The sequence below is a fragment of the Hydrogenivirga caldilitoris genome (assembly GCF_003664005.1).
Classification (GTDB): Bacteria; Aquificota; Aquificia; order Aquificales; family Aquificaceae; genus Hydrogenivirga; species Hydrogenivirga caldilitoris.
Genome location: NZ_RCCJ01000001.1, coordinates 1,444,999 through 1,468,734, shown reverse-complemented (window position 1 = coordinate 1,468,734; position 23,736 = coordinate 1,444,999). Strand labels below are relative to the sequence as shown.

Here is a 23,736-nt window from a genome sequence, read left to right as displayed (position 1 = left end):
ATTTTACTTTATTCTATGTGAGAATTACTTAGATATGAAAAAGGTTGCACTTACGGGCAACATTGGGTGTGGAAAGTCAACGGTAGCCGGTATGTTCCGGGAGCTTGGAGCTTTTACTGTTGATGCAGACCAGGTCATACGTTCCTTTTACAGAAAAGGAAGCCCTGTCTATCAGGAGGTTCTTGAGGAGTTTGGGGAGGAAATACTCTCTGAGAACGGAGATATAGACAGAAGGAAACTTGCAGATATTGTTTTCAAGGACAGGGAAAAGCTTGAGAAGCTTGAGAAGATAACCCACAGAGCCCTTTATCAGGAATTGGAGAGGCTCTATTCCCAGTTGAAAGAGGACACTATAGTTGTGGTGGAGGCGAGTCTTCTTATTGAGAAAGGAACTTACAAGAATTATGACAGAACGGTTGTAGTATACGCCCCTTATGAGGTTTGTAAGGAGAGGGCTCTGAGAAAAGGCTTTACTGAAGAAGATTTTGAAAGAAGGTGGAGGAACCAGATGGACATAGAGGAGAAGGTGAAGTATGCGGACTATGTAATAGACAACTCTAACGGACTTGAGAAGACCCTAAGGCAGGTTAAAGAACTCTTTGAAAGGATAAAGGAGGACCCATGAAGATATTTATCACAGGAGAACCCGGTGTAGGGAAAACCACGCTGATTAAGAAGATAGTTCAAAGGCTTGGAGATAAAGCTTTGGGTTTTTGGACACAGGAAGTTAGGGATAGAAAAACTCGCAGGAGGATTGGGTTCAAGGTTGTGACCACGGAAGGCAAAGAAGCCCTCTTCGCAAGTAAAAATTTCACATCAAAGCATCTTGTTGGTTCCTACGGTGTTAATGTGAAAAGGTTTGAAGAGGTTGTGCTCCCTATTCTGAAGAGAGCGTTAAAGGAAAGGGATAAAGTGATAGTTATAGATGAAGTTGGAAAGATGGAGCTCTTTTCAAAGGAATTCAGGGAGCTTGTAAGTAGTATAGCCAGAGACCCAAAGTCAAAAATTCTGGCAACCCTGCCCATAAGGGACGTGCATCCACTTGTAAGGGAATTGAGGAAACTTCAGGGCGCCGTTTTGATAGAACTTACCCGCAGCAACAGAGAGGGTATGGAAGAGGAGGTTATGAAACTTTTAACATGAAATTAAAGGATTGTTTTAACGTCCACAGGGGAATAAGCTTAATTAAATGAGACGCACCTTAAAGGTTGAGGGCATGACCTGTGTGAACTGTGCCCGCACCATAGACATAGCTCTAAAAAAGAGGGAGGGCGTGAAGAAGGTTGACGTTTCCTTTGAGCTAGGGAGGGTAAGGATAGAGTTTGATGAGAGCAAAATATCCGAGGAGGAAATTACAAGGGTTATAGAGCAATTAGGATACAGGGTTGTTGAAGAGCAGGAGGGAGGTGGGGAGATGTACATACTCCTCCTGTCTGGGTTATCGGCTCTCTTGATAATGGGGCTTATGTTCCGCCCCTTTGAGGGTTCTGTTTATATTCAGCTGGCTCTATCAACGCTCGTTCAAGCTTTGGGTGGCTGGACATTCTATAAGGGAGCCTACAATTCCCTGAGAAACGGTGTGGCTGGAATGGATGTGCTTGTGGCTCTTGGAACCACTGGTGCGTACCTTTACAGCTTACTTTCACTCTTTGGTATTATCCCAGGGACTCCTTTCTTTGAGACCAACGCCTTCCTCATAACCTTTGTAAAGGCTGGAAGGCTTATTGAGGATAGGGCTAAACGAAAGGCTCTAAAGTTACTTAAGGATATGCTTACGCTTCAACATTCTGAGGTAACGGTTATTGAGAATGGAGAAGAGTTAAAGCGGAACGTTCGTGAGCTCAGGAAGGGTGAGCTTATCCTCTGCAGACCTGGAGACATGGTACCTGTGGACGGAGTGGTTATCGGTGGGAAGGGTTACGTTTCTGAGGCAGTCCTTACAGGAGAACCTGAGCCCATCCTTAAAGAGCCCGGAAGCAGGGTGATAAGCGGCTCTCTCCTTGAAAGCGGTATGCTTAAAATCTGGGTAGAGGCTTCCTATGAAGACTCTTACGTTTCTAAGATAAACAGGATGATTGAAGAGGCTCTCTCCGAAAAACCTAAGATTCAAAAACTCGCTGACCGTGTGTCCCATTACTTTGTCCAGACTGTGGTGTTGATCTCCGCGCTGACCTTCCTCTCCTGGATAAAACTGGGTGCAAACTTTGAGCAGGCTGTTCAATTTGCTCTTGCGGTACTGGTTATTTCTTGTCCATGTGCCCTGGGAATAGCAACCCCCCTCGCTGTCGCTGTTGGAATTTCAAAGGCTCTAACCAGGGGTATTCTTATAAAGAGACCCTCTACCTTGGAAGTCTTTCCGAAGATAAACATGGTGGTCTTTGATAAGACAGGGACACTTACGGAAGGTAGGTTTCAGGTTGTCAGGTATGAGCTGCGTTCCTCTGAAGCTCTTGACGTAGTTTATACGATGGAAGGATACTCAAACCACCCGATAGCTAAAGCTATAAGGGATTTTGCCAAAAAGCAAGGGGCGAGGGCTATTGAACTTGACGGGTGTAAAGAGCTCCTGGGAAGAGGCATAGTTTGCGGGGAGTATTTCATAGGAGAGTATGAAGAGGAAGCTCTCCCTGAGGACGTGTGGAAGGCTGTTGCTCTGAAGAGGAACGGTGAAATCCTTGCGGTCTTCTATTTAAAGGACACCCTCAGACAGGAGGCAAAACTCGTTGTTGGTGAGATGAAAAAGCTTGGGCTTAAGACGGTTTTACTGTCAGGAGATAGGACAAAAACTACCAAGTTTGTCGCAAAGGAGCTTGGCTTTGACAGCTTTATGGCTGAGGTGAAACCGGAGGAGAAGAGGAGGGTAGTGGCAAGTTTGCAGGAAGAGGGATTTAAGGTAGCTATGGTGGGGGATGGTGTTAACGATGCTCCCGCCCTGGCTCAGGCAGACCTTTCCTTTGCAGTTCCTCACGGTGTTGATATCACCAAACAGGTTGGTGACGTGGTTCTCCTATCAGGAATAGGAAAACTTCCGGAATCCTTTAGGCTTGGTGAGTCTGTGAGCAACAAGATTAGGCAGAACCTCGCCTGGGCTTTCGTTTACAACGTTGTCGGTATCCCCGTGGCAGCAGGGCTGTTCTATAAGTTTGGTGTGTATCTAAAACCTGAACTTGCTGGACTTATGATGGCTCTTTCTTCGGTAAGTGTTGTAGCAAATACTTTACTACTGTGGAAAGGTTCTAAAGGTTAATTGTTATATAATAATTTCCTCTAAGCCACTCTTTTCGGAGGAAGAAATTGCATAAGGTGCTTATCACTGACCCAATAGCTCCAAAAGGTATAGAGCTCCTTCAGAGGGAACCGGATATTGAGGTTTACAACGAGCCGGAGATATCTTACGAAGAGCTCCTTGAAATAGTCGGAGACTACGACTGCATAATCACACGCTCAAGGACACCTGTTACCAAGGAGCTCCTTGACAGGGCAGGACGTTTAAAGGTGGTTGGAAGAGCGGGAGTTGGTGTTGACAATGTTGATATAGAGGAAGCCACCAGGAGGGGTATCCTTGTGGTGAACACCCCTGGGGCTAACACCATCGGCGCAACTGAACTCACCATGATGCACATGCTGACGATACTCAGAAATGGACACAGAGCTCATGAATCCCTCCTTGAACACAGATGGGATAGGAAAAAGTTTATGGGGACGGAACTATACGGTAAAACCTTAGGTATTATAGGTCTCGGTAACATAGGCTCTCAAGTTGCTATAAGGGCGAAGGCTTTTGGTATGACCGTTCTTGCTTATGATCCTTACATACCCCGCGAGAAGGCTGACAAACTCGGTGTGAAGCTCATGGATAACCTCCACGACATGCTCAGAGAGATAGATGTCCTTACGATTCATGCTCCGCTTACCCATGAAACTAGGAACATGATAAGTGATGCTGAATTTGACCTCATGAGAGAGGGTGTATACATAGTTAACTGTGCGAGGGGCGGTATAGTAAACGAAGAAGCTCTCCTAAAAAACCTTGAGAACGGGAAGGTAAGAGGGGTAGCCTTAGACGTTTTTTCAAAGGAACCCCCTGCACCAGAGTTTATAGACCGTCTTAAGAAATTTGAAAATGTTTCGCTTTCACCTCATATAGGTGCAAACACTTATGAATCTCAGGAAAACGTTGCGGTGATAGTTGCTCAGCAGGTTATAAAGGCTTTAAAGGGTCAGACCGTTGAGTACGTTGTAAACGCTCCCTTCCCAGACCTTTCCGTACTGACCCTTATAAAACCACACCTGGACCTCGCTGAGAGGATGGGAAAGTTTATGGTTCAATGGGCTGAGGAAGGTATAAGGGAAGTCCATATAGAGGTTAGAGGAGATATATCCGAGCATTTTCACCCTATCTCGGCAGCCGTCCTTAAAGGTATCCTTGAAGAGGTGGTTGATTTTCCTGTAAACATAATAAACGCCACCTACGTGGCTAAGGACAGGGGTATAAAGGTTGAAGAGCTCTACTCGGAGGAAGCCCCTGACTTTAAACACTATATAAAGGTGGTCGTGCGTTCAAACGGGACTGAGAAGCTTGTTGCCGGAACAGTTCTTGAAGGGCAACTGCTAAGGATAGTTCAGATAGACAGATACAGGGTTGATATAGAACCGGAAGGAATCCTCCTGGTTTTTGAGAATAAGGATGTACCCGGTGTTATAGGAAAGATAGGTTCGGTCCTTGGGAGTGCTGGTGTAAACATAGCCGGTTTCAGGCTTGGAAGAGAGAAGAAGGGCGGGATAGCCCTTGGAATACTCAACCTTGACGACAGGGTGCCTGAACATGTGATTGAAGACCTTGTAAGTATACCTGAGATACTTTTCGTTAAACAAGTAGTCATGTAAGAGCTTAAATTTAAAGAATGCACCTAAAGGACCAGAGCAAGGTTAAGGGGTTTCTTGAGAAACTCTACAGGGAGGGTAAGCTTCCGGGAGGTTTTCTCTTTTACGGACCTCCAGGTGTGGGAAAGACAACCGCAGCCTTGGACTTTGCTAAGGGGGTTCTCTGTTTAAAAGGGGAGGCTTGGGGGTGTAATGAGTGTGTGTCTTGTATCCATTACGGACGGGTAGTTCAGGATATAGTCTCCGGCAACTGGGAAAGCATATCCGTTTATGAGGATAGCAACGGTAAGAGGGTCTTTAAGTACCTGTCTGGAGAGCATCCTGATTTCGTTTATCTACCTCCTCTGGGTGGGAGTATAAAGATAGACCAGGTTAGAGCTTTGAGGGAGTTCGCTTACATGCGACCGGCTCTTTCCCACAGGAAGGTAATCATAGTGGACGATGCCCACACGATGACCACTGAAGCTGGGAACGCGATCCTGAAAATCCTTGAGGAACCTCCTGCAGACACGCTTTTCATCCTGATATCTAACGGGAAGGAGCAAGTACTCCCTACGATAGTCTCAAGAACTTACCAGATTGAATTTTTCCCTCTGGAAGAGGAAGCCTTTTATGAACTCTTAGGAAGGGAAGACAGGGACCTTTATCAAAGTTCTGGTGGTAGTTATACCGTTGCCAAAATTATAGAAGAGAAGGGAGAGCTTATAAAACTTCTGAGCGAATTTCTCTCACTCCGTCCTGATAAGGTTTATGAGGTTGCCATAAAGCTTGATAAGAGGGAGGTTGAAGACAAGGAACTGTTCCTTGACCTTCTGGAAGATAAATTGAGGGAGACTTTTTTAAAAGAAGGATTAAGTTATGATAGATTTGATATGCTCGTTAAGAGAATTTCCGAGGTCAGAGCGGGACTCGGAAGAGGCTTAAGATTTAGCCTTGGGCTCCTTTCCCTTTACGCATTATGGAGGTAAGAAAGATGAATTACATAAAGGTTAGGAGTTTTGACACCAACAAGGTTGGTGTTCTGGAGGGTTGTGACGAGGAACTGTCAAGAGGTGAGGTTGTCGTAATTGAGTCGGATGAAAAGGGAGAGGACGTTGTTCGCGTTTTGGGAGTTTCTAAAGAGGATAGCCCTACGGGTGTGAGGTATAAATTCGTTAGAAAAGTAACACCTCAAGATATGGAAATCTTTAGCAGGAATGAGGAGGAGAGCAGCAAAGCTTTTAAAACCTGCAAAGAGAAAATTAAAGAGCAGGGACTTGAAATGCATCTATTAAAGGCTTATATACCACTCAGCTCAAGAAAGATATTCTTTTACTATACTTCTGAGGAAAGGGTTGATTTCAGGAATCTTGTCAGAGAGCTTGCTAAGGTTTTCAAGAAACGTATAGAGATGAGACAGGTCGGTGTTAGGGATGCGGTTCAGATTTTGGGGTGGGTAGGTCTGTGTGGAGAGGTACCCTGTTGCATGAAATTTATGGACAAGTTTGACTCTATATCTCTTAAAGATATAGAAGAGCAGAACCTCCCCCTTTCACCTTCAAAATTTACAGGACCCTGCGGGAGGCTAATATGTTGCATGTCCTTTGAAAAGGACAACTATCTTGTGAAGCACTTACTCCCTGAAAAAGGCTCTCAGCTATGCATAGATAACAAGGTAGCAAAGCTGATTGAGGTTGACCCTATGAGGGGCTTGGTCATTCTGAGCTTTGAAGATAAGACAAAAGAAATACCTTTAAGCGAAATTCTTCCCAAAGATTACGAGAAAGTTATCAAAAGCTGCCAAGCCTGTGGTGGTTGTTGTAGAAGGGTGAGCGAGGATAGCGCCAACTATGAATTTATTGCGCACAATTGAAAGTAAACATAACAGGTTATTTATATTTCAACTTCAGGACGGTTCTACGATAGAAGCTGTTCACTACAGAGGGGATACTCTATGTATATCAACCCAGGTCGGTTGTCATGTTAGATGTGGTTTCTGTGCTTCTGGAAAACACGGTCTTCTGAGGAACCTGAGGAGAGAAGAGATCCTCTCCCAGTACTATGTGGTAAGCTCCTTCCTTCCCATAAGGCGTATAGCTGTTGCCGGAATAGGGGAACCTCTTGCCAACTGGGGCGAGGTCAAGGCAGCCTTTTATGAGTTTAAGGAGAAGGGGCTTAAGGTCTCCTTTTACACAACAGGATTTCCGTTAGAGAACTTAAGGGAATTACTCTTTATGCAGCATAACGGTGTAAGCGTATCCCTTCACTCCCTTGATAGAAACAAGAGGAAAGCTCTTATGCCTTACGGGGGCGATCTGAACCGTCTTGTCAAGTTTTTGAAGGAGGAACTACCTCTGCTACCAAAGGGCAGGAAGAAAAAACTGAGTCTGGCATACCTGCTCATAAAGGATGTCAATGATTCAGAGGGTGAACTTATTAAACTTGCACAGCTGGCTAAGGAGCTGGGTGTTGGTGTTGCCCTCCTATACTACAACAGCGTCTCTGATTATCCTCAGATGTCTCCTGAGGAATACGAGAGAGCCTTTCTGTTGCTACGTTCTCTGGGGGTGAAAGTTACCCTATCAAATAGATTCAGAAAAGATAAAATAGGAGGGTGTGGGACATTAACGGTGGGGAAAACTGCCGATTATACATAACGGAGGTCAAAATATGAAAGCGGTTGCTATTGGTGGGGGAACGGGACTATCAACCCTTCTCAAGGGGTTAAAGAGAGAAGTTGGAGAGACGATTGATGAACTGAGCGCTATAGTGACTGTCGCTGACAGCGGTGGGAGTACGGGGCGACTCAGAAAGATATACAACATACCTGCTCCCGGTGACATAAGGAACTGTATAGTGGCTCTCTCAGAGAGTGAGGATATAATGCAGAGTCTCTTCCAATACAGGTTCAGGGGTGACGGTCTTGGGGGACATGCCTTTGGAAACCTTTTTTTGACAGCCCTCACGGACATTACAGGTAGTTTCTTGGAAGCTGTGAAACTAACCTCCCAGATATTAAGAACAAAGGGTAACATAATACCTTCAACTATTGAGGATGTTCATCTGGTTGCCCGTTTTAGTGATGGGACAGTCGTTGAGGGAGAGGAAGAGATAACCGAGTACGGGAAAAAGGGAGTTGCAAAGATAGAGGAAATATGGATAGAACCTGAGAGTGCTAAAGCACCAATAGAAGCTATAGCGGCTATTGAAAAAGCCAACATTATACTCTTTGGACCTGGTAGCTTGTACACTAGTATAATCCCCAACCTCCTAATCAAGGATATAAGGAAAGCTGTTAATAGAAGTCCAGCTTTAAAAGTTCTGATTGTCAACGCTATGACCCAGCCGGGAGAGACGGACGAGTTCACAGCCTACGACCACATGAAAACTTTTCTTAAATTTACAGGTTTAAAGGGTATAGATGCCGTTATAGTGAACACAAAGATGCCTTCCGGCGACATCCTCAAAAGGTATCTGGAGCAGGGTCAGGAGCCTGTCACACCGGATATAGCCAAGATAGCCAGAGAAGGTGTGAAGGTATTCGCTGAAGATTTGATAGGGGATAAGGATAATTTTGTTAGGCACGATCCCGATAGACTTACAGACCTTATCGTTAAAATTGTTCGTAATGAGGTATTTTCTGAGCTTTGACACCTCCAGGTTACCAACCGAGGAGGCGGATATAGTTATATGCGGAAGCGGAATAGGAGGACTCACAGCGGCTATAGTTCTCAAAGAGCTTGGTCTCTCTCCACTGTTACTCACAAGAGGGATAGGCAACACCTACTATTCACAGGGAGGTATAGCTGGAGCTCTACACCCCTCTGACAGCCCTTACGTTCATTTGCTTGATACTTTGAGAGCCGGAAGATACCTCAACGATGAGAAGGCAACTGAGATACTCGTTAACGATGGAGTTTTAAGAATTGCGGATTTGGAAAGGTGGGGTGTTAACTTTGATAGGGAAGGTGATGCCTACGCAACGACAACCGAGGGGGGGCACTCCTTTCCTAGAGTATTAAAGGTAAAAGACTACACCGGAAGGGAGATATACACCAAGCTGCTGAGAAAGGTTGAAGAGCTAAGCATACCCGTCCTTCAGGGGGAACTTCAGGAGATTCTTGGTGAAGATACTCTTCAGGGACTCATATATTCCTGTGAAGGAAGGCTCCGTTTCATTAGAGCAAAGGCACTTATCTTGGCAACCGGAGGCGCAGCCTCTATGTTCAGGCATACCTCTAACCCTTCTAAGGTCAGGGGGGACGGTATAGGTATAGCTTTCAGGGCTGGGGCAAGCATAAAGAACCCAGAGTTCGTTCAATTTCACCCTACGGTCTTAAAGGGAACGAATCTCCTAATCTCGGAGGCGGTTAGAGGGGAAGGGGCTTACCTCATAGATAGCTCTGGCAACCGTTTTGTGGACGAGCTTCAACCCAGAGACGTGGTTGCTCGTGCCATATTCAACGTTCTAAAGCACAACCAGGAAGTTTTCTTAGACCTTAGACCCCTTATTGGGAAGGGAATTGACCTCAAGAATCGTTTTCCCACGATCGTTTCCTTCTTAAAGGAGAGAGGGATAGACCCTGAAAGGGAGCCGATCCCGGTAGTCCCGGCTGCCCATTACTATATCGGTGGGGTTGAGGTTGACACCTCAGGCAGGACATCTCTTGCAGGCTTGTACGCGGTTGGAGAGTGTACCTGTACTGGGGTTCACGGGGCTAACAGACTCGCCTCTAATTCTCTCCTTGAGGGCGTTGTGTTCGGTTACAGGGTAGCCTACCGGTTGTACCTTGACGTGAAGTTTCTAAAGAAAAACAGCTCAAACTTTAAGAACTTGAGAGATGCTCAGGGTATACCAGGTTTTAGCTTTGAAGAGCTCAAAGCCCTCATGTGGGATAAGGTCGGTCTGGAGAGGAATGAGGAGGAGCTCCTGAAGGCAAAGCGTACACTCTTGATGTGGTTTGAGAGTTTGAAGAGGGCTGAGCCTTCTGTGGAAAACAGGCAACTGTTTGACATCTTACTTGTCGCTCTTGCAACTGTAGAAGGTGCCCTTTCAAGAAAAGAGAGCAGGGGAGTTCATTATCGCTCCGACTACCCCTACGAGAGGGAAGTTTTCAGAAGGGATACCCTTGTGAATCCTGAGCATGTGCTTGAATGAGCCCTGTCATATTGACAAATTTTCTTATTTGATAGATATTCTCAATAAGAGAATTGAAGGAGGTAAAAGGTATGGAGATGGTAAGTGTGGGTAAGAAGGTTCCAAACTTTGAGATGGAAGTTTATGATCCAAAGACGAGGAGCTTTGGTAAGGTTTCCCTTGAAGACTTTATAAGAGAGAGGAGATGGCTGGTTTTATTCTTTTATCCTGCGGATTTCACCTTTGTGTGTCCAACGGAGCTTGCCGACCTTGCAGAGCACTATGAGGAACTCACCCAACTGGGTGTGGAAGTCATATCCGTATCAACGGACACCAAGTATGTGCACCTGGCTTGGCACCAGTCTGAGAAACTCCTGGAAAACGTAACGTACCCAATGGGTGCAGACCCCACCGGAAAAATAGCGAGGATGTTCGGCGTGTACGATGAGGATACAGGTTTGGCTCTCAGAGGTACATTTATAATCAACCCCGACGGTGTGCTTGTTGGCTCAGAGGTAAACTTCTACAACGTTGGCAGAAACGCTGAGGAACTTGTCAGGAAGATGAAGGCTAACGTGTACCTTATGAGTCATCCCGATGAAGCCTGCCCGGCAAAGTGGGAACCTGGAAGAAAAACCCTGAAACCTTCCGAAGAGATAGTTGGCAGGGTCCATGAGGCACTTGGATGATTTGGCACAGAGCTTGCACGTAGAGGTATAGGTTAAAATTACTGCGGAGGAGAGATATGGGTGTAGGATTCGGTCTAAACTACCAACCGGAAGAGCTATACGACGTCATCATTATAGGAGCCGGTCCAGCCGGCTCTACCGCCGCCATATACACTTCAAGAGCAGGGCTAAAAACCCTTGTCCTTTACAGAGCCGAGGCTGACGGTGCCCTTGGAGTCACCCAGCAGATAGAAAACTACCCTGGTGTTCCCGGACCCGTATCTGGATATGAACTTCTAAAGATAATGAGGGAACAGGCTAAAAGCTTTGGAACCCAGTTTGTGAGGGGTAAGGTTATCGCTACAGACTTCTCTGATGAGGTAAAAAAGGTGTTTACCATAGACGGAAGGGAGTTCAGAGGCAAGGCGATAATAATAGCTTCCGGAGCTATGGAGAGAGCTAACAAGTTCAAGGGAGAGGATGAATTTCTTGGAAGGGGTGTCTCTTACTGCGGTGTATGTGATGCTGCTTTCTTCAAAGACCAGCCTGTTGCCGTTGTAGGTGAAGACGACTACGGAGTAGAAGAGGCAGAGTTCATCGCCCGCTTTGCAAGTAAAGTCTATTTCGTTGCTCCCGGTAGCAAGATAAAAGCTCCCGCGGAGGTTATTGAAGAATTTGAGAAGCTTGATAACGTTGAGGTACTTTTAAGACACAGGGTTCTTGAGATAGTTGGAGACCAACTTGTAAAGGGACTGAAGCTCAAAGATGTTGCAAAGCAGGAGGAGAAACTCCTTGAGGTAAATGGGGTCTTCATATTCCTCGGTGGGACAAAACCCTCTGTTGACTTCCTTATGGGTCAGGTTGAGATGACAGATGGAGACTGCATAGTTGTCAACGAGGAAATGATGACCTCTGTGCCCGGTGTCTTTGCAGCAGGTGACGTTCTATGTACCAACATAAAACAAGCTGTGATAGCTGCAGCCGATGGATGTAAAGCAGCCCTTGCGGTGGACAAGTTCATAAACAAAAAGGCAAAGATTACATCTCAGTGGTAAGGAAAGGGGGGCTATTAGCCCCCTTTTTGTTCAGACCTTTGCTACTTCTTCGGGTTTTGGCAGCCAAGCCTCTACACCCTGGCTCTTTGCCCAGTCCTGTGCTATCTCATAGGCTGCCTTTGCGGTATTTATGTTTTTCTCAATAAGTTCAAGCTTCTTCTTGAACTTCCTTTCTATTGCCGAGTCAAGGGACATGGTACCACCAGAAGCGACAAACTTCTTAAGGAACCTTGCCTTTATACCTTCCTCAATAGCGTCCATGCCTACTATCTGGGTAGCTCCAAAGAAAGCTCCCAACATAGCCATGTTGGTGGCAAGTTCAGTTCCAGCTATCTCCATAGCAAACTTGGTGGCGGGAAAATTGAACACCTTTACATTGAGTGATTCAAGGAACTTATGGTCTCTATCTGTGAGGAGGTCTTCCTCTGTGTTCACTATTATCAGTCCGTTCTTCTTTATACCTGAGTAAAAGGGCATAGTGTAGGACTTACCCATGGTTATAACCTGGGAATGGAAAACCATAATTACGTCCGGATAAACCACTTCACCCCTGTCGTATATGGGGTCAACGCCTATCCTCACGTAGCTCTCGGCGGGAGCCATCCTTTTCTCAGCTCCGAAAAAGGGATTTGAAACGGCGTAGTACCCGGCGTAGTCTGCCGCTGTAGCCATAATATGGGCTGCTGTAACGGCACCCTGTCCGCCTATGGCAGGCATTCTTACGTTAACCCTTCTCCTCTTTGGCTGGCTCATATCAGACCCTCCTCTTTCTTCCTCTCAATGACTTCCTTAGCCGCATCCGTCATATATTCAAAGAACTTAAACCTTTCTTTATCCGTTCTCCTCATCTCTTCAAGACCATCATCGGCGTTAAGCCCTATCTCAAGTATGCAGGGTGTGTAAAGGTGTATGTAAGTTGGTCCAACTTCTCTCGCCACGTATATAGCCTGTTTTATAACCTTTTCAACCTTCTTAGGTGATGAGACGGTCATTCTGACTACGTAGTGACACCCGGAGTCTATAGCAAGTTGCCACATGGGAACCTTATCCCACTGTTTGCCCTTAGGAGCCATCTTAAAGACGTGCCCCTTAACGGTCATTCCACTCTCCTGCCCTCCGGTGTTAGCGTAAACTTCGTTGTCAAAGCATATGGTGGTTATCTTCTCCTGTCTGAAGAAGGATTGGAGGGTACAGTCAAGACCTATATCAACCGTTGCTCCGTCTCCTGCAAGGACTATCACGTCTTTGACCTTGTCCGGAAACCTCCATTCAAGGACTCTCTTTATGCCAGAGGCAACGGCGTTCTGGTTTCCAAAGAGGGAGTGAACTGTGTGTAGGGCTATGTGAGGAAAGACGAGGGATGTGCAACCTGTTGAGTTAACTATTATCGTGTCTTCAGGGTTCGGAAGAGATGCAAGGATATACCTGAAGGCTGCTGATTCTGGACACCCTGCACAGAGGGAGTGTTCTTCAATGAGCTCTTTGGAGTAGGGCAGGTCCATGACTCCACGCTTGGGATTCCCCCAGGTAGCTTTCTCCTCAAGGTCAACTATTTCAGGTGGCATGAAATCTTTAAGGTCTTCGTTTATTTTAAAAATCTTATACGACATGTTTCACCTCCTTTCCAAGGAATTGGAGAATCTCCTTAACTATAAACTCAGGTGGCATGGTCATACCACCGGCGACCCTTGGAGAACCTATAACGGGGACATCAAGATTTCCGTAAAGGGCACGCCTTACTTCTCTTTCAAGCCAGCCTATAACGTTAAACTCAGGAACGAAAACGTACTTAGCGCCCCTGAGGGCTTCTATAAGTTCCTTTGTGGGGAAAGGTCTTATAGTTTTGAGCCTTACAACCCTGGCTTTCACCCCTTCATCATGAAGGAGCATAAGGGTAGCTTCCTTAGCCTGGGCTGCCGCCGTTCCTGACGCAACGAAGACTATCTCGGCTTCAGGGTCTCCAAACTCTTCTATTAAGCCCCTAAGATAGTGCTTAGCATAAGGCTTTGACCTTTCTATAGCTGCCCTTACTTCAAACTGCCAGCTTGTATGGGCTGCATAGGATATGTAGTTAGACTTCATAACGTACGGGTCTCTTAGGAACCTGCCGGGTGCCATCTCCATGTCAAGGGGAACCATGGGGGACTTGTAGGGGTTATAGGGAGGAAGTGCTATATCATCGGGGGGGAGCATAACGGCTTCCCTCGTATGGGATATAAAGAAGCCATCTATGGCTGTTATGACAGGAACGTGAACGTCCGGCTGCTCTGCGACAACAAAACCAGCGAGTATCATATCAAACAACTCTTGAGCTGTTTCTGCGTGCCATATCATGCAGCCTGTGTCAAGGAGGAAGGATATCTCCAGGTTATCAGGCTGTATAGTCAAAGGAGCGTTCACACCCCTTGCCATAAGGACAAGTTGTATAGGTAGACGTGAGCCCGCCCACATGGGGAAGTTCTCCATTGCTCTCAGGGTTCCGGGTCCGGATGTGGTAGTTATGGTTCTGGCACCTGCCATGGAGCAACCGGCTACCTCGGACATAACTCCGAACTCTGACTCACCCCTGAAGTAAACCCCGACGTACCCTTCTACCCATAGTTCACCTATAAGATGTGCTGCCTCCGATTGGGGGGTTATCGGGTACGAAACAGAAGCGTCAACGCTAGCTCTTTTAACAGCTTCTTTAACAACCTCTGAGCCTGTCATAAACTGTTTTTCTCTTGGTGCTTCAAAGAGCAGATAGTCTGGTGAAACTATCCTCTGCCCCGCTCTATTATATTGAACCTGTTCGGTTTTCTGCATCACTGCACCTCCTTAAAAAGCTCTTTTGAATTTATTCCCTGCTTCGGGAACATACATGATTTAGCTCTACCTTCACGCTGGACACCTTCACTTGCCCAACTCCTTCTTCACTTCTTCAGCAACCCTTATGAACTTCTCAAGCTCTTCGGTATGCTGGTCTCTTAGGGTGATCATCGCATCTTCGTGTCCTGCGTTACCACACATAGCTATCGTGAAGCAGTCTGTCTCCGCCCTTATTATTTTCAGAGCCACGTTTGCATAGTGACAGTGAACACCTATGAAGATGCACGCTTTTATGTTGTTGTGCCATATCGTTAGGTTAGGGTGGTTAGGGTTTATCTCCTTTTCGGGGTCTATCTTTGGATACTTTGGTCTGTAATCGTACATTGGAATTATCTTTGCTCCAAGGGTTTCTGCTATCTTCCTTACAAGCCTTGCCTTCTCCTTAGCCTCCTCATTCCAGGCATAGAGCACCTGAGGTCCTGGGAATATGGTTGGGTTCTCCCGGGTTAGCATAGCCTTAGCCGCTTCTCTCATAGCTATCTCTTCATCAACTATTTCATTGAAGAGAAGGGCTTTTCCGGGAGGTGGTGTTAAAATGTCTTCATACATAGCAACAGGATAGGGTGAGTATCCTGAGGGTCCCAATTTAGCCATAACTTACCTCCAAAAAGTTATCTAACTCCAGCAACATCCCTGTTTTCTGCATAAACCATTTCTATAGAATCTCTCTTTAGAAGGTTAGAGCATACGTATACGCAAAGCGCACAACCCTTGCATCTCTCGGTCATAACGTAGGCATGGTGACCTTCATCCGTATACATAAGGGTGTTAGGTTCTGGACAGAATAGGGTACACTGCTTACAGTTATATTTGCTGCACTCATCACGAATCACCTGAGCAACGTAATACATTTTCCTGCCTCCTCACAGATGATAGTGATAAACAATATAAGAGAATCCTTATACGAAAACAAGGGTTTACCCTATGATATATGTTAGGACTATATGGAAAAGGTAGATCTGTGGCTCAGGCTTAAGTTAACAAAAGGTCTCGGGGACAGAACTTTAGCAAAGCTCTACAGATTTTTCGGAGACGCGGAGAGGATAGTATCTGCAAACTTTGATGAGTTAAAGAGCCTTATAGGGGAGAAAAAAGCCAACGCCCTGGTGAAGGGTGAGTATGACAGAGAAATCTTTAGCAGGCTTCTTGACACCATTGAAAGACATTCCTTAAAGGTAATGACTATTGAAGACGATACGTACCCCGAGCACTTCAGGACTTTGCAGGACCCTCCGGCTTTGCTGTTCCTGAAGGGGAATCTAAGGGAACTTCCTCTTTTTGGTATAGTTGGTACAAGAAAACCGACCCCTTACACACTTTCTTTCATAGAAGACCTTGTTAAACTGGGCTTGTCAAAGGGTTACGGTATAGTTTCTGGTGGAGCTCCTGGAGTTGATTCAAAATCCCATGAGAGTGCGATTGAAAACGGAGGTTACACGGTTTGTGTGTTGGGTTACGGAATTCTAAAAGCGAGAGGAAGCGTATTTAAAAGGATAGAGGACGCAGGAGGAGCTTTGCTTACAGAGTTTTTACCCCACGAACCTGGGAGTAGGCATACCTTCCCCAGGAGAAACAGGTTAATAGCAGCCCTATCCGAGTTTCTTGTTATCCCCGAGGCTGGTAAAGGCAGTGGCTCTATGATAACTGCAGGCTACGCCTTTGAGCAGGGAAAGAGGGTCTACGTTCATATAGGTATAGGCAGGTCGCCCAACTGGGAAGGATGTTACCAGCTTTTGAGGGAAGGTAAAGCTACCCTGATAAAGGACGGCTTTGACCTGTTTGGACATTCTGGTGGAGAAGGCAAGAACGACCTTATAGACTTTTTGAAAGTCCCAAGGAGCCTGGAAGATATAAGAGATTTTCTAAAGTTGAGTGAGGGGGAAACTCTTGCCTTACTCACAAAGATGGAGATTGAGGGTAAGGTAAAAAGGATGGGAGCTTTCTACCTTTCCTGATTAATATAATAACTGATGAGTCAGTCATATTCTCTGAATAGAGGTGAGCTCATTGTTCACACCCTGATAGTTATGGCTGGGGCTTTTATGGCTATTTTGGATACCACCATAGTAGACATAGCCCTTCCAAAGATGATGGCTCCTCTAAAAACCGACCTGTATGGTATCCAGTGGGTGGTTACCGCCTACATGATAGCTGCTGCCGTCACCTTACCCTTGATAGAGTGGCTTGAAAAACTCACTGGTTTAAAGGCTATGTATATAGCGGGTGTGGCTCTTTTCGGTCTCTCAAGCTACCTGTGCGGGGTCTCTACGGAGCTTTATCAGATTGTAGTATTCCGTGCCATTCAGGGATTTGCTGAAGCCCTTATAATAGTTTCCGCTCAAGCGATCCTCTTCACCATATATCCCCCGGAGCAAAAGGGTATAGCTATGGGCGTTTTTGGCTTGGGGGCTTCCTTTGCCCCTGCTGTTGGTCCTACTTTGGGTGGCTGGCTTACCGAGCATCTGAGCTGGAACTGGATATTTTTCATAAACATACCTGTTGGTATAGTTCTCACAACAGCCTCCCTATTCTTTCTGAAAGAAGTTTCCTTGGAGAGGAAGCTCCTTCCCTTCAACTTGTTATCCTTTACCCTTATATCGGTAGCAACGGTAAGCACCCTTATAGTCCTGTCAAAGGGACAACAGTTTGGTTGGTTTACATCAAATACCATAGCTTTCCTTACAGTTTTAGCCCTTGCGGGATACCTTCTTTATTTCGTGTCTGACTTATTCTCCAGCAATAGACTTATTGATCTTAATGTATTTAGGAGCTTAAACTTCTCCGTTTCCTTCGTGGTTTTCATGCTGGTTCTTGGTTTTTCTATGTACGCTCTTTTCTATGCTATACCCCTATACTTTGAATTCCTCAAAGGCTTGAGCACCTTCACCACCGGCTTACTTCTCTTACCCTTTGCCTTTTCAATAGCCCTTTTCTCCGTGGTGGCGGGTGTCCTGAGTGACAGGTGGAGTGCAGGGGGTACACTCTTCGTAGCTATAGTCTTGTATCTTGGTTCTATATTTCTATTTACGAGACATTACGATCTATATACTCCAAAGGCGGAAGCCTCTTTAGAACTTTCCCTCATGGGGATAGGTATGGGTCTCTTCTTTGCACCGGTCACGGTGATAGCTCTAAGAGGGCTTGAGGAGAAGACGATCCTCGTTATAAGTCTCTTGGACTATATTCGTTTTATAGGTGGCTCTTTCGGGACAGCTATAGCTACCAACGTAATAAAAGGCAACGCCTCCTTTCACTACGATGAAATTTCAACCCTTCAGTCTCAAAATTACCACTATGTTAAAGGGAGTATAGAGGGGATAGCTTACAACTTCATCAACACTTCCTCAACCGTTGGTGAAGCCCTAACCAAAGCCTACTACTCCTTTGGGGCAATTCAGACCAAACTCGCGTACTCCTATGCCTTCCAGGACCTTTTTGTGTGGAGTGGAGTCTTCGCGATTCTGGGTTTGTTGCCTCTTTTACTGCTTTTTTGGAGCTGGAGATATAATAAGGTCTGATGTTTCTCTTCCTGCTCTTTTTCGTGTACTTCTCCTTTGCCGCAGAAAGTATAGTTGCTAAGGTTAACGGGAAAGTGATAACCAAGGAAGAGTTTGAGAGTGTGTTCCAAGTGTACTGGAAGGAGATGTTGCATTTCTCCCCCAAGAAGCCTACTCCTGAGGATAAAAGGTTGTTCCTTTTTGAATATATAAAAGGACTTATCATTGAAGACCTCGCAAAGAGTATGGGAATAGAGGTAAGTGAGGAGGAGGCTGTGAGGGAGCTAAAAACCTTTGGTAGAAACCCTGAGCCTATACTTGTGGAACTTGCGAGGAGGGAGTTGATAGTTAAAGCTTTAGAGGAGCGGCTTGCAAAGAATATCTCAGTGAGCGATGGTGAGGTGGAGGCTTACTACCTCCTCAACAGGAGGGAGTTTTATTATCCAGACCAGGTTAAGCTGCTCAGGGTGGTCGCTGACTCCAGAGAAAAGGCTAACGAGGTGTACAAGCGTTTAAAGAGGGGAGGTATTCCGGAAGAGGTAGAAGGAGTTATAGTGGGAAGGGAACATTGGTACTCCATTCAGGCTCTGCCCAGGCGGATAAGAAGGGGACTGTATCCCTATAATATAGGGTCTGTATCAAGACCAATAGAACTTGAAACTGGCTATCTGATACTTAAGATTACAGATAAGAGAAAAGCTGGAGTTTTGCCCCTGTCAGAGGTTAGAGAGCAGGTCAGGCGTAAGATTTTGAGGATAAAGAAACAGGAGGTTTTAGAGGAATGGTTCAGAGAGGTACTAAAAAGTTACCGTTTGGAGTTATACCTGAAAAACTTGTAGTTTTCCTGTTTTTTGTGACTTGGACAGCATTTGGTCAGCTACTTGACAGGGTTGTGGCCAATGTGAACGGAGAGCCTATCCTTGAGAGCGAGATCAAGGTGGCTCAAGTCTTTTACGGCATAAAGGACAGAAAGCAGCTTATACAGCTTCTTGTGCAGAAGCATCTTGTAGCTCAGTTCTTGCATGAGAAAGGGTTAAACATACCAGAAAGCTACATAGAGAGTGTAATTCAGGATATAGCCAAATCCAACGGGAAAACAATAGACGCCCTTTACAGGGAGCTTTATGAGAATGGGCTTTCCCCTTCAGATTTGAAGGCTTTGATCAGAGTTGAACTCGCTTCAACCCTGGGATTGAAGGAATATCTTATGAGCAAAGTCAACGTTACTGACCTTGAGATAGAGCTTGAAAGGCTGAAGAGAGGAGATATAGAGTACTTAAAGGAGATTGAACTACTCGTTATAGGTAAGGATAACAAGGAGAAGCTTCTTTCCCTGATGGAAAAGTACGGTACGGATATGGACAAACTTGCAAACGAGCTGGGTGAGAAGGTGGAAAAGTTAAAGGTCAAAAAAGGCGAGCTTGTGGCTGCCCTTGACAACGAGCTTTGGAAAACAAAAGTAGGAGACATAGCTGTAGCGGAAGACCAGGAGCACATATATCTCGCCAGGGTGGTTAGGGAGGTAAAGCTGATATCCGGAAGAAGTGAGGAGGATATTAAAGAGGAACTGACTACCAAGAAGCTAAAGGAGAAAGAAGATGAGCTTATAAAAGAGCTTAGAAGGAAAAGTCTCGTTGAAATATACGGTTAAGCTCTGTGCGCCCACTCTTTGAGTATCTTTGGCTGTAATTTATTCCCCAGGATAACCTCAATTAAGTTCTCAAGGTTTTGAGACATATCTGTAAAGAACAGCTCAGTTTTTGCGTTTCCTTCATCTCTCACTATGCAAGAGAGTTCTTCTGCAACGGCATCGGAAGAATCCACAACCTCAACGTTCCCCAAAAATTCTTGTATAGCTCCCTTCAGCAGTGGGTAGTGGGTACACCCAAGTATTAGGGTATCTATGCCTATATCCTTAAACTCCTTCAAGTACATCTCAATCACCCTTTGGGTTATCTCTCCTTCCAAGAGACCCTCTTCCACGAGGGGAACGAACAAGGGACACGCCTTTGAGTAAACCTCAACGCCGGCAGCTTTTAAACGGCTCTGATAGGCGTTGCTCTTTATGGTGGCGCTCGTGCCTATAACGCCTACAATCCCTCTTGTGCAGGATAAGGCTTTCGTTACACCCGGCTCAACCACGCCTATTACCGGGACGGAAAGGGTAGCCCTCAGTGTATCCAGTGCGTATGAGCTTGCAGTGTTACACGCAACAACGAGTACGTCAATTGACCTTTCACTTAAGAACTCTGCACACTCAAGGCTGTACCTGATTACTGTCTCAGGAGACTTGGTTCCGTAAGGGACTCTTGCTGTGTCTCCGAGGTAGTAGATATCAACTCTGGAAAACCTCTTTCTTATGGCTCTTAAAACCGTCAAACCACCGACCCCTGAGTCAAATACACCGATTTTCAAGTAACCGCCTCCTTCAGTTCTCTATAATTTTAAGTCCTATGGACAGGCTTTCTCTCTGGAAGGAAAAGATAGAGGGGAGGTTAAGGGAACTGTTTTCCCCTTTGGCGACGGGTGAGCTTTACGACGCTATGACTTACTATGTCTTCCAGCCAGGTAAAAGGATAAGACCCCTTATAACTGTTGCTGTTGCTCACTCCCTTGGAGGTGATGAAAATGACGCTATAACAGCCGGCTGTGCTATAGAGATAATCCACAACTACTCCCTTGTACATGATGACCTCCCAGCTATGGATAACGACGCTTTCAGAAGAGGACTTCCCTCATGTCATGTGAAGTTTGGGGAAGGGATAGCCATACTGGCAGGTGATGCTCTACTCACCTACGCCTTTGAGGTTCTTACCAGAGAAGGGGCGTTTAAAACCCTCTCTCCTAAGGACATACTGAATATTGTGAATATCATAGCCGTTAAGTCTGGCGTATCTGGTATGGTTGGCGGGCAAGCTCTTGACATAGGCGGTGAGGAAGACCTTGAGAAGGTGAATATAAAGAAAACTGCAGCTCTCTTTGAGGCTTGTTTTATGTGCGGAGGCATAGTCTCCCATAGGGAGGACCGTCTTCCTGTCCTTGAAGAGGTTGGTAGAGAGTTTGGACTGCTCTTTCAACTTGCTGACGATATACTTGACAGGGATGGTTTTTTCCTTTTGCTTGGAGAGGAGGAAGCCAGAAGAAGGGCAAAAACCATGTATAACTCACTACTGGAAAAACTCAGAGAGATTTCTTTAGATGGCTCTGAGATAGAGTCATTGGTAAGGTTGGTTTATAGCCGCGTTACTTGACCAGCTCACCTATCTTGAATATCGGCATATAGAGGGCTATAAGTATGCCTCCGACTATTGTACCGAGAACGACTATGAGCATAGGCTCTATAAGCGTTATGAGTCCCTCAACAGTTCTATCAACCTCGTCCTCAAAAAACCTTGCTATTGTGTCCAGCATCTCGTCAAGTCTTCCCGTTTCCTCACCAACCTTAACCATAGCCACCACTAGCTTAGGGAACTGTCCCGTTTTCTCCATGGAGGACCACATATTCTGCCCCTCTGTAACATCCTTCTTTACTCTCTCCACGGCTTCCTGTATAACAAGATTCCCCGTTACGTTACCTGCTACCTCTAGGGCTCTTTCAATAGAAACTCCGCTGGCAAAGAGAGTGGCCATAGTCCTTCCGTACTTTGCCATGGCACTCTTGACGGCAAGGTCACCGAACTTTGGAAGCCTGAGTATAAGTTTATGTACACCCTTCCTGAAACCATAGCTCCTTGTGTAAAGAAATCTGAATACTATGGAGAACAAGATTATGAAGCCTATTATGTACAGGATGTTTTCCCTCAAGGCGTTGGATAAGTTTATAAGAACTTGTGTCGGTAGCGGGAGAGAACCGCCGAAGCTTGCGTATATCTCAGCAAATGTGGGTACCAGAAAATAAAGAATTCCAGTAACTATAACCGTTGCTATAACGAGAACAAACACAGGGTAGAAGGAGGCACTCTTTATCTTGCTCTTTATCATGGCGAGTTTCTCATAGTACTCTGACGCCCTCAGCAGTGCTTTATCAAGCTCACCCGTCTCTTCACCCACAGCGACCAGGTTGACGACAAGCTCAGGGAATATGTTGGTCCGCTTTGACATAGAGTTTGACATGGACATACCTTCGCTAACTTCCTTTGCGACCTCGGCTACAGCCTGCGCAAGCTTTTTATTGGGCATCTGCTCTGCAACTATGTCAAGGGCATCTATTATTCCCACTCCTGCACTAACCATTGCACCCAGCTGTCGGCAAAAGAGGGCTATATCCCTATCCCCAACACCACCAAAAAGTGAAAATCCCTTCCTTTTCTCCTTCTTTTCCTCTTTAACTGCAGGGGCTTCAATCACCTCATCGGCATTTACGAAGTTCAGTCCCCTCCTTCGCACCTTCTCCATGAGGTCGTTGAAGTTGGAAGCTTCTATAAGCTCCTCTACCAAGCTCCCCTCTTCTGTGTATGCCTTTACCTTATACCTTGGCATTCTCAGACCCTCTTACCTGTTATCCCCAGCATCCTCTCCAGTTCTTTTATATCGGGCGAAGCTCTCAGCGCTTCATCTAAGGATATGTATCCAGATTTGTGCAACCTGTATAGACTCTGGTTCATAGTCTGCATACCACTTTCAATCTGTCCGCTTTGCATCAAGGAGTATATCTGCTGAAGCTTGTTTTCCCTTATCAGGTTTCTTATACCTGCGTTTGGTATGAGTAACTCATAGGCGAGAACCCTTCCCCCGCCCACTCTCGGAAGCAGCCTCTGGGAGATAACACCCTGAAGGGTTAGGGACAGTTGGACCCTTATCTGCTCCTGTTGCTCTGCCGGGAATACGTCTACCACCCTGGTTATGGTTGATATGGCAGTGTTTGTGTGTAGAGTTCCAAATACAAGGTGACCTGTTTCCGCTGCCCTGAGAGCTATCTCAATGGTTTCCTTATCCCTCATTTCACCCACAAGTATGACATCCGGGTCTTCCCTCAGAGCTGCTCTGAGTGCATCAGCGAAAGAGTAAACATCCTGGTCAAGTTCCCTCTGGTTGACTATACTCTGCTTGTGATGGAATATATACTCAACCGGGTCTTCAATGGTTATTATGTGGTGAGGAAAATTTTCGTTTATGTAATTTATCATCGCTGCAAGGGTGGTGGACTTACCAGAACCTGTCGGTCCTGTTACGAGCACAAGACCCATCTTTCTGTGACAGAGCTCTAAAACTTTCTCACTCAAACCCAGCTCGTTAACCGTTCTTATCTTGTAAGGCAGTCTTCTGAAAACAGCCGCAACGGAACTTCTCTGGTAAAATACGTTGGCTCTGAACCTTCCCAGGTCCTTCACCCCGAAGGAGAAGTCAACCTGTCCTCTCTCTTCTAGGGTCTTCCTGTGTCTTTCGGACATAACGGAGTAGGCTAACTTTTGGGTAACCTCAGGGGTCATGACAGGAAACTCATTCAGGAAGGTGATCTTACCGTCAACTCTTATGGCAGGACGGGCTCCTGAGGTTATGTGTATGTCGCTGGCGTCCTGCTGGACAGCCCTCTGTATAACGTCTATGAGGCGTATCTCTCTAGTCCTTGTTTCTACCTCCATTTTCCCTCCTTCTTTTGAATTGAAATTATACAAAAGAAAAACCTTGTCAAAGGGAGACTTGTAGCT

Annotated in this window: 24 protein-coding genes; 16 read left to right on the top strand and 8 right to left on the bottom strand. The window is 45.9% G+C overall.

Annotation, left to right across the window (positions count from 1 at the left end):
* Positions 1 to 34 precede the first annotated feature (34 nt).
* From coaE to trxB, 11 genes are all read left to right on the top strand, one after another.
* The gene (coaE, locus tag BCF55_RS08010) at positions 35 to 625 is read left to right on the top strand and encodes a dephospho-CoA kinase (RefSeq protein ID WP_121012541.1); all 591 of its coding nucleotides are present in this window, start codon (positions 35 to 37) and stop codon (positions 623 to 625) included.
* Positions 622 to 1,143 (top strand): NTPase, encoded by a 522-nt coding sequence (locus BCF55_RS08005; protein ID WP_121012538.1) that lies wholly within the window; start codon positions 622 to 624, stop codon positions 1,141 to 1,143. Before coaE ends, BCF55_RS08005 begins: the two co-directional genes overlap by 4 nt.
* Positions 1,144 to 1,189: 46 nt before the next feature.
* Positions 1,190 to 3,247, top strand: coding sequence for a heavy metal translocating P-type ATPase (locus BCF55_RS08000; protein ID WP_121012535.1), 2,058 nt, complete (start codon positions 1,190 to 1,192; stop codon positions 3,245 to 3,247).
* 47 nt (positions 3,248 to 3,294) lie between these two features.
* Positions 3,295 to 4,887 carry a phosphoglycerate dehydrogenase gene (gene serA, locus BCF55_RS07995; protein WP_121012532.1) on the top strand — a complete coding sequence of 531 codons (1,593 nt, stop codon included), beginning with the start codon at positions 3,295 to 3,297 and terminating at the stop codon, positions 4,885 to 4,887.
* A 17-nt stretch (positions 4,888 to 4,904) separates the two neighbouring features.
* Positions 4,905 to 5,852, top strand: coding sequence for a DNA polymerase III subunit (locus BCF55_RS07990; protein WP_121012529.1), 948 nt, complete (start codon positions 4,905 to 4,907; stop codon positions 5,850 to 5,852).
* A 5-nt stretch (positions 5,853 to 5,857) separates the two neighbouring features.
* Entirely contained in the window at positions 5,858 to 6,736 is an 879-nt protein-coding gene (locus BCF55_RS07985; protein WP_121012526.1) for a PSP1 domain-containing protein, read from the top strand.
* Complete coding sequence (locus tag BCF55_RS07980) at positions 6,714 to 7,520, top strand: radical SAM protein (RefSeq protein ID WP_121012523.1); 807 nt, start codon at positions 6,714 to 6,716, stop codon at positions 7,518 to 7,520. Before BCF55_RS07985 ends, BCF55_RS07980 begins: the two co-directional genes overlap by 23 nt.
* A 13-nt stretch (positions 7,521 to 7,533) precedes the next feature.
* Positions 7,534 to 8,514 (top strand): gluconeogenesis factor YvcK family protein, encoded by a 981-nt coding sequence (locus BCF55_RS07975; RefSeq protein WP_121012520.1) that lies wholly within the window; start codon positions 7,534 to 7,536, stop codon positions 8,512 to 8,514.
* Positions 8,492 to 10,021 (top strand): L-aspartate oxidase, encoded by a 1,530-nt coding sequence (gene nadB, locus BCF55_RS07970; protein WP_121012516.1) that lies wholly within the window; start codon positions 8,492 to 8,494, stop codon positions 10,019 to 10,021. Before BCF55_RS07975 ends, nadB begins: the two co-directional genes overlap by 23 nt.
* Before the next feature lie 71 nt (positions 10,022 to 10,092).
* Positions 10,093 to 10,689 (top strand): peroxiredoxin, encoded by a 597-nt coding sequence (locus tag BCF55_RS07965; RefSeq protein ID WP_121012514.1) that lies wholly within the window; start codon positions 10,093 to 10,095, stop codon positions 10,687 to 10,689.
* 56 nt (positions 10,690 to 10,745) lie between these two features.
* Complete coding sequence (gene trxB, locus BCF55_RS07960) at positions 10,746 to 11,723, top strand: thioredoxin-disulfide reductase (RefSeq protein WP_121012511.1); 978 nt, start codon at positions 10,746 to 10,748, stop codon at positions 11,721 to 11,723.
* Between the two features lie 30 nt (positions 11,724 to 11,753).
* Here the strand turns inward: trxB and BCF55_RS07955 are convergent, their stop codons facing one another.
* The 5 genes from BCF55_RS07955 to BCF55_RS07935 form a co-directional block, all read right to left on the bottom strand.
* Positions 11,754 to 12,476, bottom strand: a complete 723-nt coding sequence (locus tag BCF55_RS07955; RefSeq protein ID WP_121012508.1) for a 2-oxoacid:ferredoxin oxidoreductase family protein — start codon at positions 12,474 to 12,476, stop codon at positions 11,754 to 11,756.
* Entirely contained in the window at positions 12,473 to 13,333 is an 861-nt protein-coding gene (locus tag BCF55_RS07950; protein WP_121012505.1) for a thiamine pyrophosphate-dependent enzyme, read from the bottom strand. The genes BCF55_RS07955 and BCF55_RS07950 overlap by 4 nt, the downstream gene beginning before the upstream one ends.
* A complete protein-coding gene (locus tag BCF55_RS07945) occupies positions 13,323 to 14,528 on the bottom strand; it encodes a transketolase C-terminal domain-containing protein (RefSeq protein ID WP_121012502.1) in 1,206 nt (401 codons plus the stop codon). The genes BCF55_RS07950 and BCF55_RS07945 overlap by 11 nt, the downstream gene beginning before the upstream one ends.
* 87 nt (positions 14,529 to 14,615) lie before the next feature.
* Positions 14,616 to 15,185 (bottom strand): carbon monoxide dehydrogenase beta subunit family protein, encoded by a 570-nt coding sequence (locus tag BCF55_RS07940; protein WP_121012499.1) that lies wholly within the window; start codon positions 15,183 to 15,185, stop codon positions 14,616 to 14,618.
* A gap of 17 nt (positions 15,186 to 15,202) precedes the next feature.
* Complete coding sequence (locus BCF55_RS07935) at positions 15,203 to 15,442, bottom strand: 4Fe-4S dicluster domain-containing protein (protein WP_121012496.1); 240 nt, start codon at positions 15,440 to 15,442, stop codon at positions 15,203 to 15,205.
* Between the two features lie 93 nt (positions 15,443 to 15,535).
* Between BCF55_RS07935 and dprA the strand changes: the two genes are divergently transcribed.
* From dprA to BCF55_RS07915, 4 genes are read left to right on the top strand one after another with little or no spacing between them, the layout of a single operon-like run.
* Positions 15,536 to 16,546, top strand: a complete 1,011-nt coding sequence (gene dprA, locus BCF55_RS07930) for a DNA-processing protein DprA (protein ID WP_121012493.1) — start codon at positions 15,536 to 15,538, stop codon at positions 16,544 to 16,546.
* 15 nt (positions 16,547 to 16,561) lie between these two features.
* Positions 16,562 to 18,109: a DHA2 family efflux MFS transporter permease subunit gene (locus BCF55_RS07925; protein ID WP_211322889.1), complete on the top strand. Its 1,548-nt coding sequence runs from the start codon at positions 16,562 to 16,564 to the stop codon at positions 18,107 to 18,109.
* Positions 18,109 to 18,927: a peptidyl-prolyl cis-trans isomerase gene (locus BCF55_RS07920; RefSeq protein ID WP_121012489.1), complete on the top strand. Its 819-nt coding sequence runs from the start codon at positions 18,109 to 18,111 to the stop codon at positions 18,925 to 18,927. The genes BCF55_RS07925 and BCF55_RS07920 overlap by 1 nt, the downstream gene beginning before the upstream one ends.
* The gene (locus BCF55_RS07915; protein WP_121012486.1) at positions 18,870 to 19,739 is read left to right on the top strand and encodes a SurA N-terminal domain-containing protein; all 870 of its coding nucleotides are present in this window, start codon (positions 18,870 to 18,872) and stop codon (positions 19,737 to 19,739) included. Before BCF55_RS07920 ends, BCF55_RS07915 begins: the two co-directional genes overlap by 58 nt.
* Here the strand turns inward: BCF55_RS07915 and murI are convergent.
* Positions 19,736 to 20,503: a glutamate racemase gene (gene murI / locus BCF55_RS07910; protein ID WP_121012484.1), complete on the bottom strand. Its 768-nt coding sequence runs from the start codon at positions 20,501 to 20,503 to the stop codon at positions 19,736 to 19,738. The genes BCF55_RS07915 and murI overlap by 4 nt on opposite strands.
* A gap of 38 nt (positions 20,504 to 20,541) precedes the next feature.
* On the opposite strand from murI, the gene BCF55_RS07905 reads away from it, so the two are divergent.
* Positions 20,542 to 21,339, top strand: a complete 798-nt coding sequence (locus tag BCF55_RS07905) for a polyprenyl synthetase family protein (RefSeq protein WP_121012481.1) — start codon at positions 20,542 to 20,544, stop codon at positions 21,337 to 21,339.
* On the opposite strand, the gene BCF55_RS07900 is transcribed toward BCF55_RS07905, so the two are convergent.
* Both BCF55_RS07900 and BCF55_RS07895 read right to left on the bottom strand, forming a co-directional pair.
* Positions 21,332 to 22,567 (bottom strand): type II secretion system F family protein, encoded by a 1,236-nt coding sequence (locus BCF55_RS07900; protein ID WP_121012478.1) that lies wholly within the window; start codon positions 22,565 to 22,567, stop codon positions 21,332 to 21,334. The genes BCF55_RS07905 and BCF55_RS07900 overlap by 8 nt on opposite strands.
* 2 nt (positions 22,568 to 22,569) lie before the next feature.
* Positions 22,570 to 23,670: a type IV pilus twitching motility protein PilT gene (locus BCF55_RS07895; protein WP_121012475.1), complete on the bottom strand. Its 1,101-nt coding sequence runs from the start codon at positions 23,668 to 23,670 to the stop codon at positions 22,570 to 22,572.
* Between the last annotated feature and the right edge of the window lie 66 nt (positions 23,671 to 23,736).

Bases quoted from the DNA above. Each gene is read 5' to 3' on its own strand.
- BCF55_RS07935 (WP_121012496.1), bottom strand. From the start codon at position 15,442: ATGTATTACGTTGCTCAGGTGATTCGTGATGAGTGCAGCAAATATAAC.
- BCF55_RS07985 (WP_121012526.1), top strand. From the start codon at position 5,858: ATGAATTACATAAAGGTTAGGAGTTTTGACACCAACAAGGTTGGTGTT.
- BCF55_RS07975 (WP_121012520.1), top strand. From the start codon at position 7,534: ATGAAAGCGGTTGCTATTGGTGGGGGAACGGGACTATCAACCCTTCTC.
- BCF55_RS07955 (WP_121012508.1), bottom strand. From the start codon at position 12,476: ATGAGCCAGCCAAAGAGGAGAAGGGTTAACGTAAGAATGCCTGCCATA.
- BCF55_RS07980 (WP_121012523.1), top strand. From the start codon at position 6,714: ATGAATTTATTGCGCACAATTGAAAGTAAACATAACAGGTTATTTATA.
- trxB (WP_121012511.1), top strand. From the start codon at position 10,746: ATGGGTGTAGGATTCGGTCTAAACTACCAACCGGAAGAGCTATACGAC.
- BCF55_RS07895 (WP_121012475.1), bottom strand. From the start codon at position 23,670: ATGGAGGTAGAAACAAGGACTAGAGAGATACGCCTCATAGACGTTATA.
- BCF55_RS08000 (WP_121012535.1), top strand. From the start codon at position 1,190: ATGAGACGCACCTTAAAGGTTGAGGGCATGACCTGTGTGAACTGTGCC.
- BCF55_RS08005 (WP_121012538.1), top strand. From the start codon at position 622: ATGAAGATATTTATCACAGGAGAACCCGGTGTAGGGAAAACCACGCTG.
- dprA (WP_121012493.1), top strand. From the start codon at position 15,536: ATGGAAAAGGTAGATCTGTGGCTCAGGCTTAAGTTAACAAAAGGTCTC.
- BCF55_RS07940 (WP_121012499.1), bottom strand. From the start codon at position 15,185: ATGGCTAAATTGGGACCCTCAGGATACTCACCCTATCCTGTTGCTATG.
- coaE (WP_121012541.1), top strand. From the start codon at position 35: ATGAAAAAGGTTGCACTTACGGGCAACATTGGGTGTGGAAAGTCAACG.
- nadB (WP_121012516.1), top strand. From the start codon at position 8,492: ATGAGGTATTTTCTGAGCTTTGACACCTCCAGGTTACCAACCGAGGAG.
- BCF55_RS07925 (WP_211322889.1), top strand. From the start codon at position 16,562: ATGAGTCAGTCATATTCTCTGAATAGAGGTGAGCTCATTGTTCACACC.
- BCF55_RS07905 (WP_121012481.1), top strand. From the start codon at position 20,542: ATGGACAGGCTTTCTCTCTGGAAGGAAAAGATAGAGGGGAGGTTAAGG.
- BCF55_RS07950 (WP_121012505.1), bottom strand. From the start codon at position 13,333: ATGTCGTATAAGATTTTTAAAATAAACGAAGACCTTAAAGATTTCATG.
- BCF55_RS07990 (WP_121012529.1), top strand. From the start codon at position 4,905: ATGCACCTAAAGGACCAGAGCAAGGTTAAGGGGTTTCTTGAGAAACTC.
- BCF55_RS07900 (WP_121012478.1), bottom strand. From the start codon at position 22,567: ATGCCAAGGTATAAGGTAAAGGCATACACAGAAGAGGGGAGCTTGGTA.
- BCF55_RS07920 (WP_121012489.1), top strand. From the start codon at position 18,109: ATGTTTCTCTTCCTGCTCTTTTTCGTGTACTTCTCCTTTGCCGCAGAA.
- BCF55_RS07965 (WP_121012514.1), top strand. From the start codon at position 10,093: ATGGAGATGGTAAGTGTGGGTAAGAAGGTTCCAAACTTTGAGATGGAA.
- BCF55_RS07915 (WP_121012486.1), top strand. From the start codon at position 18,870: ATGGTTCAGAGAGGTACTAAAAAGTTACCGTTTGGAGTTATACCTGAA.
- BCF55_RS07945 (WP_121012502.1), bottom strand. From the start codon at position 14,528: ATGCAGAAAACCGAACAGGTTCAATATAATAGAGCGGGGCAGAGGATA.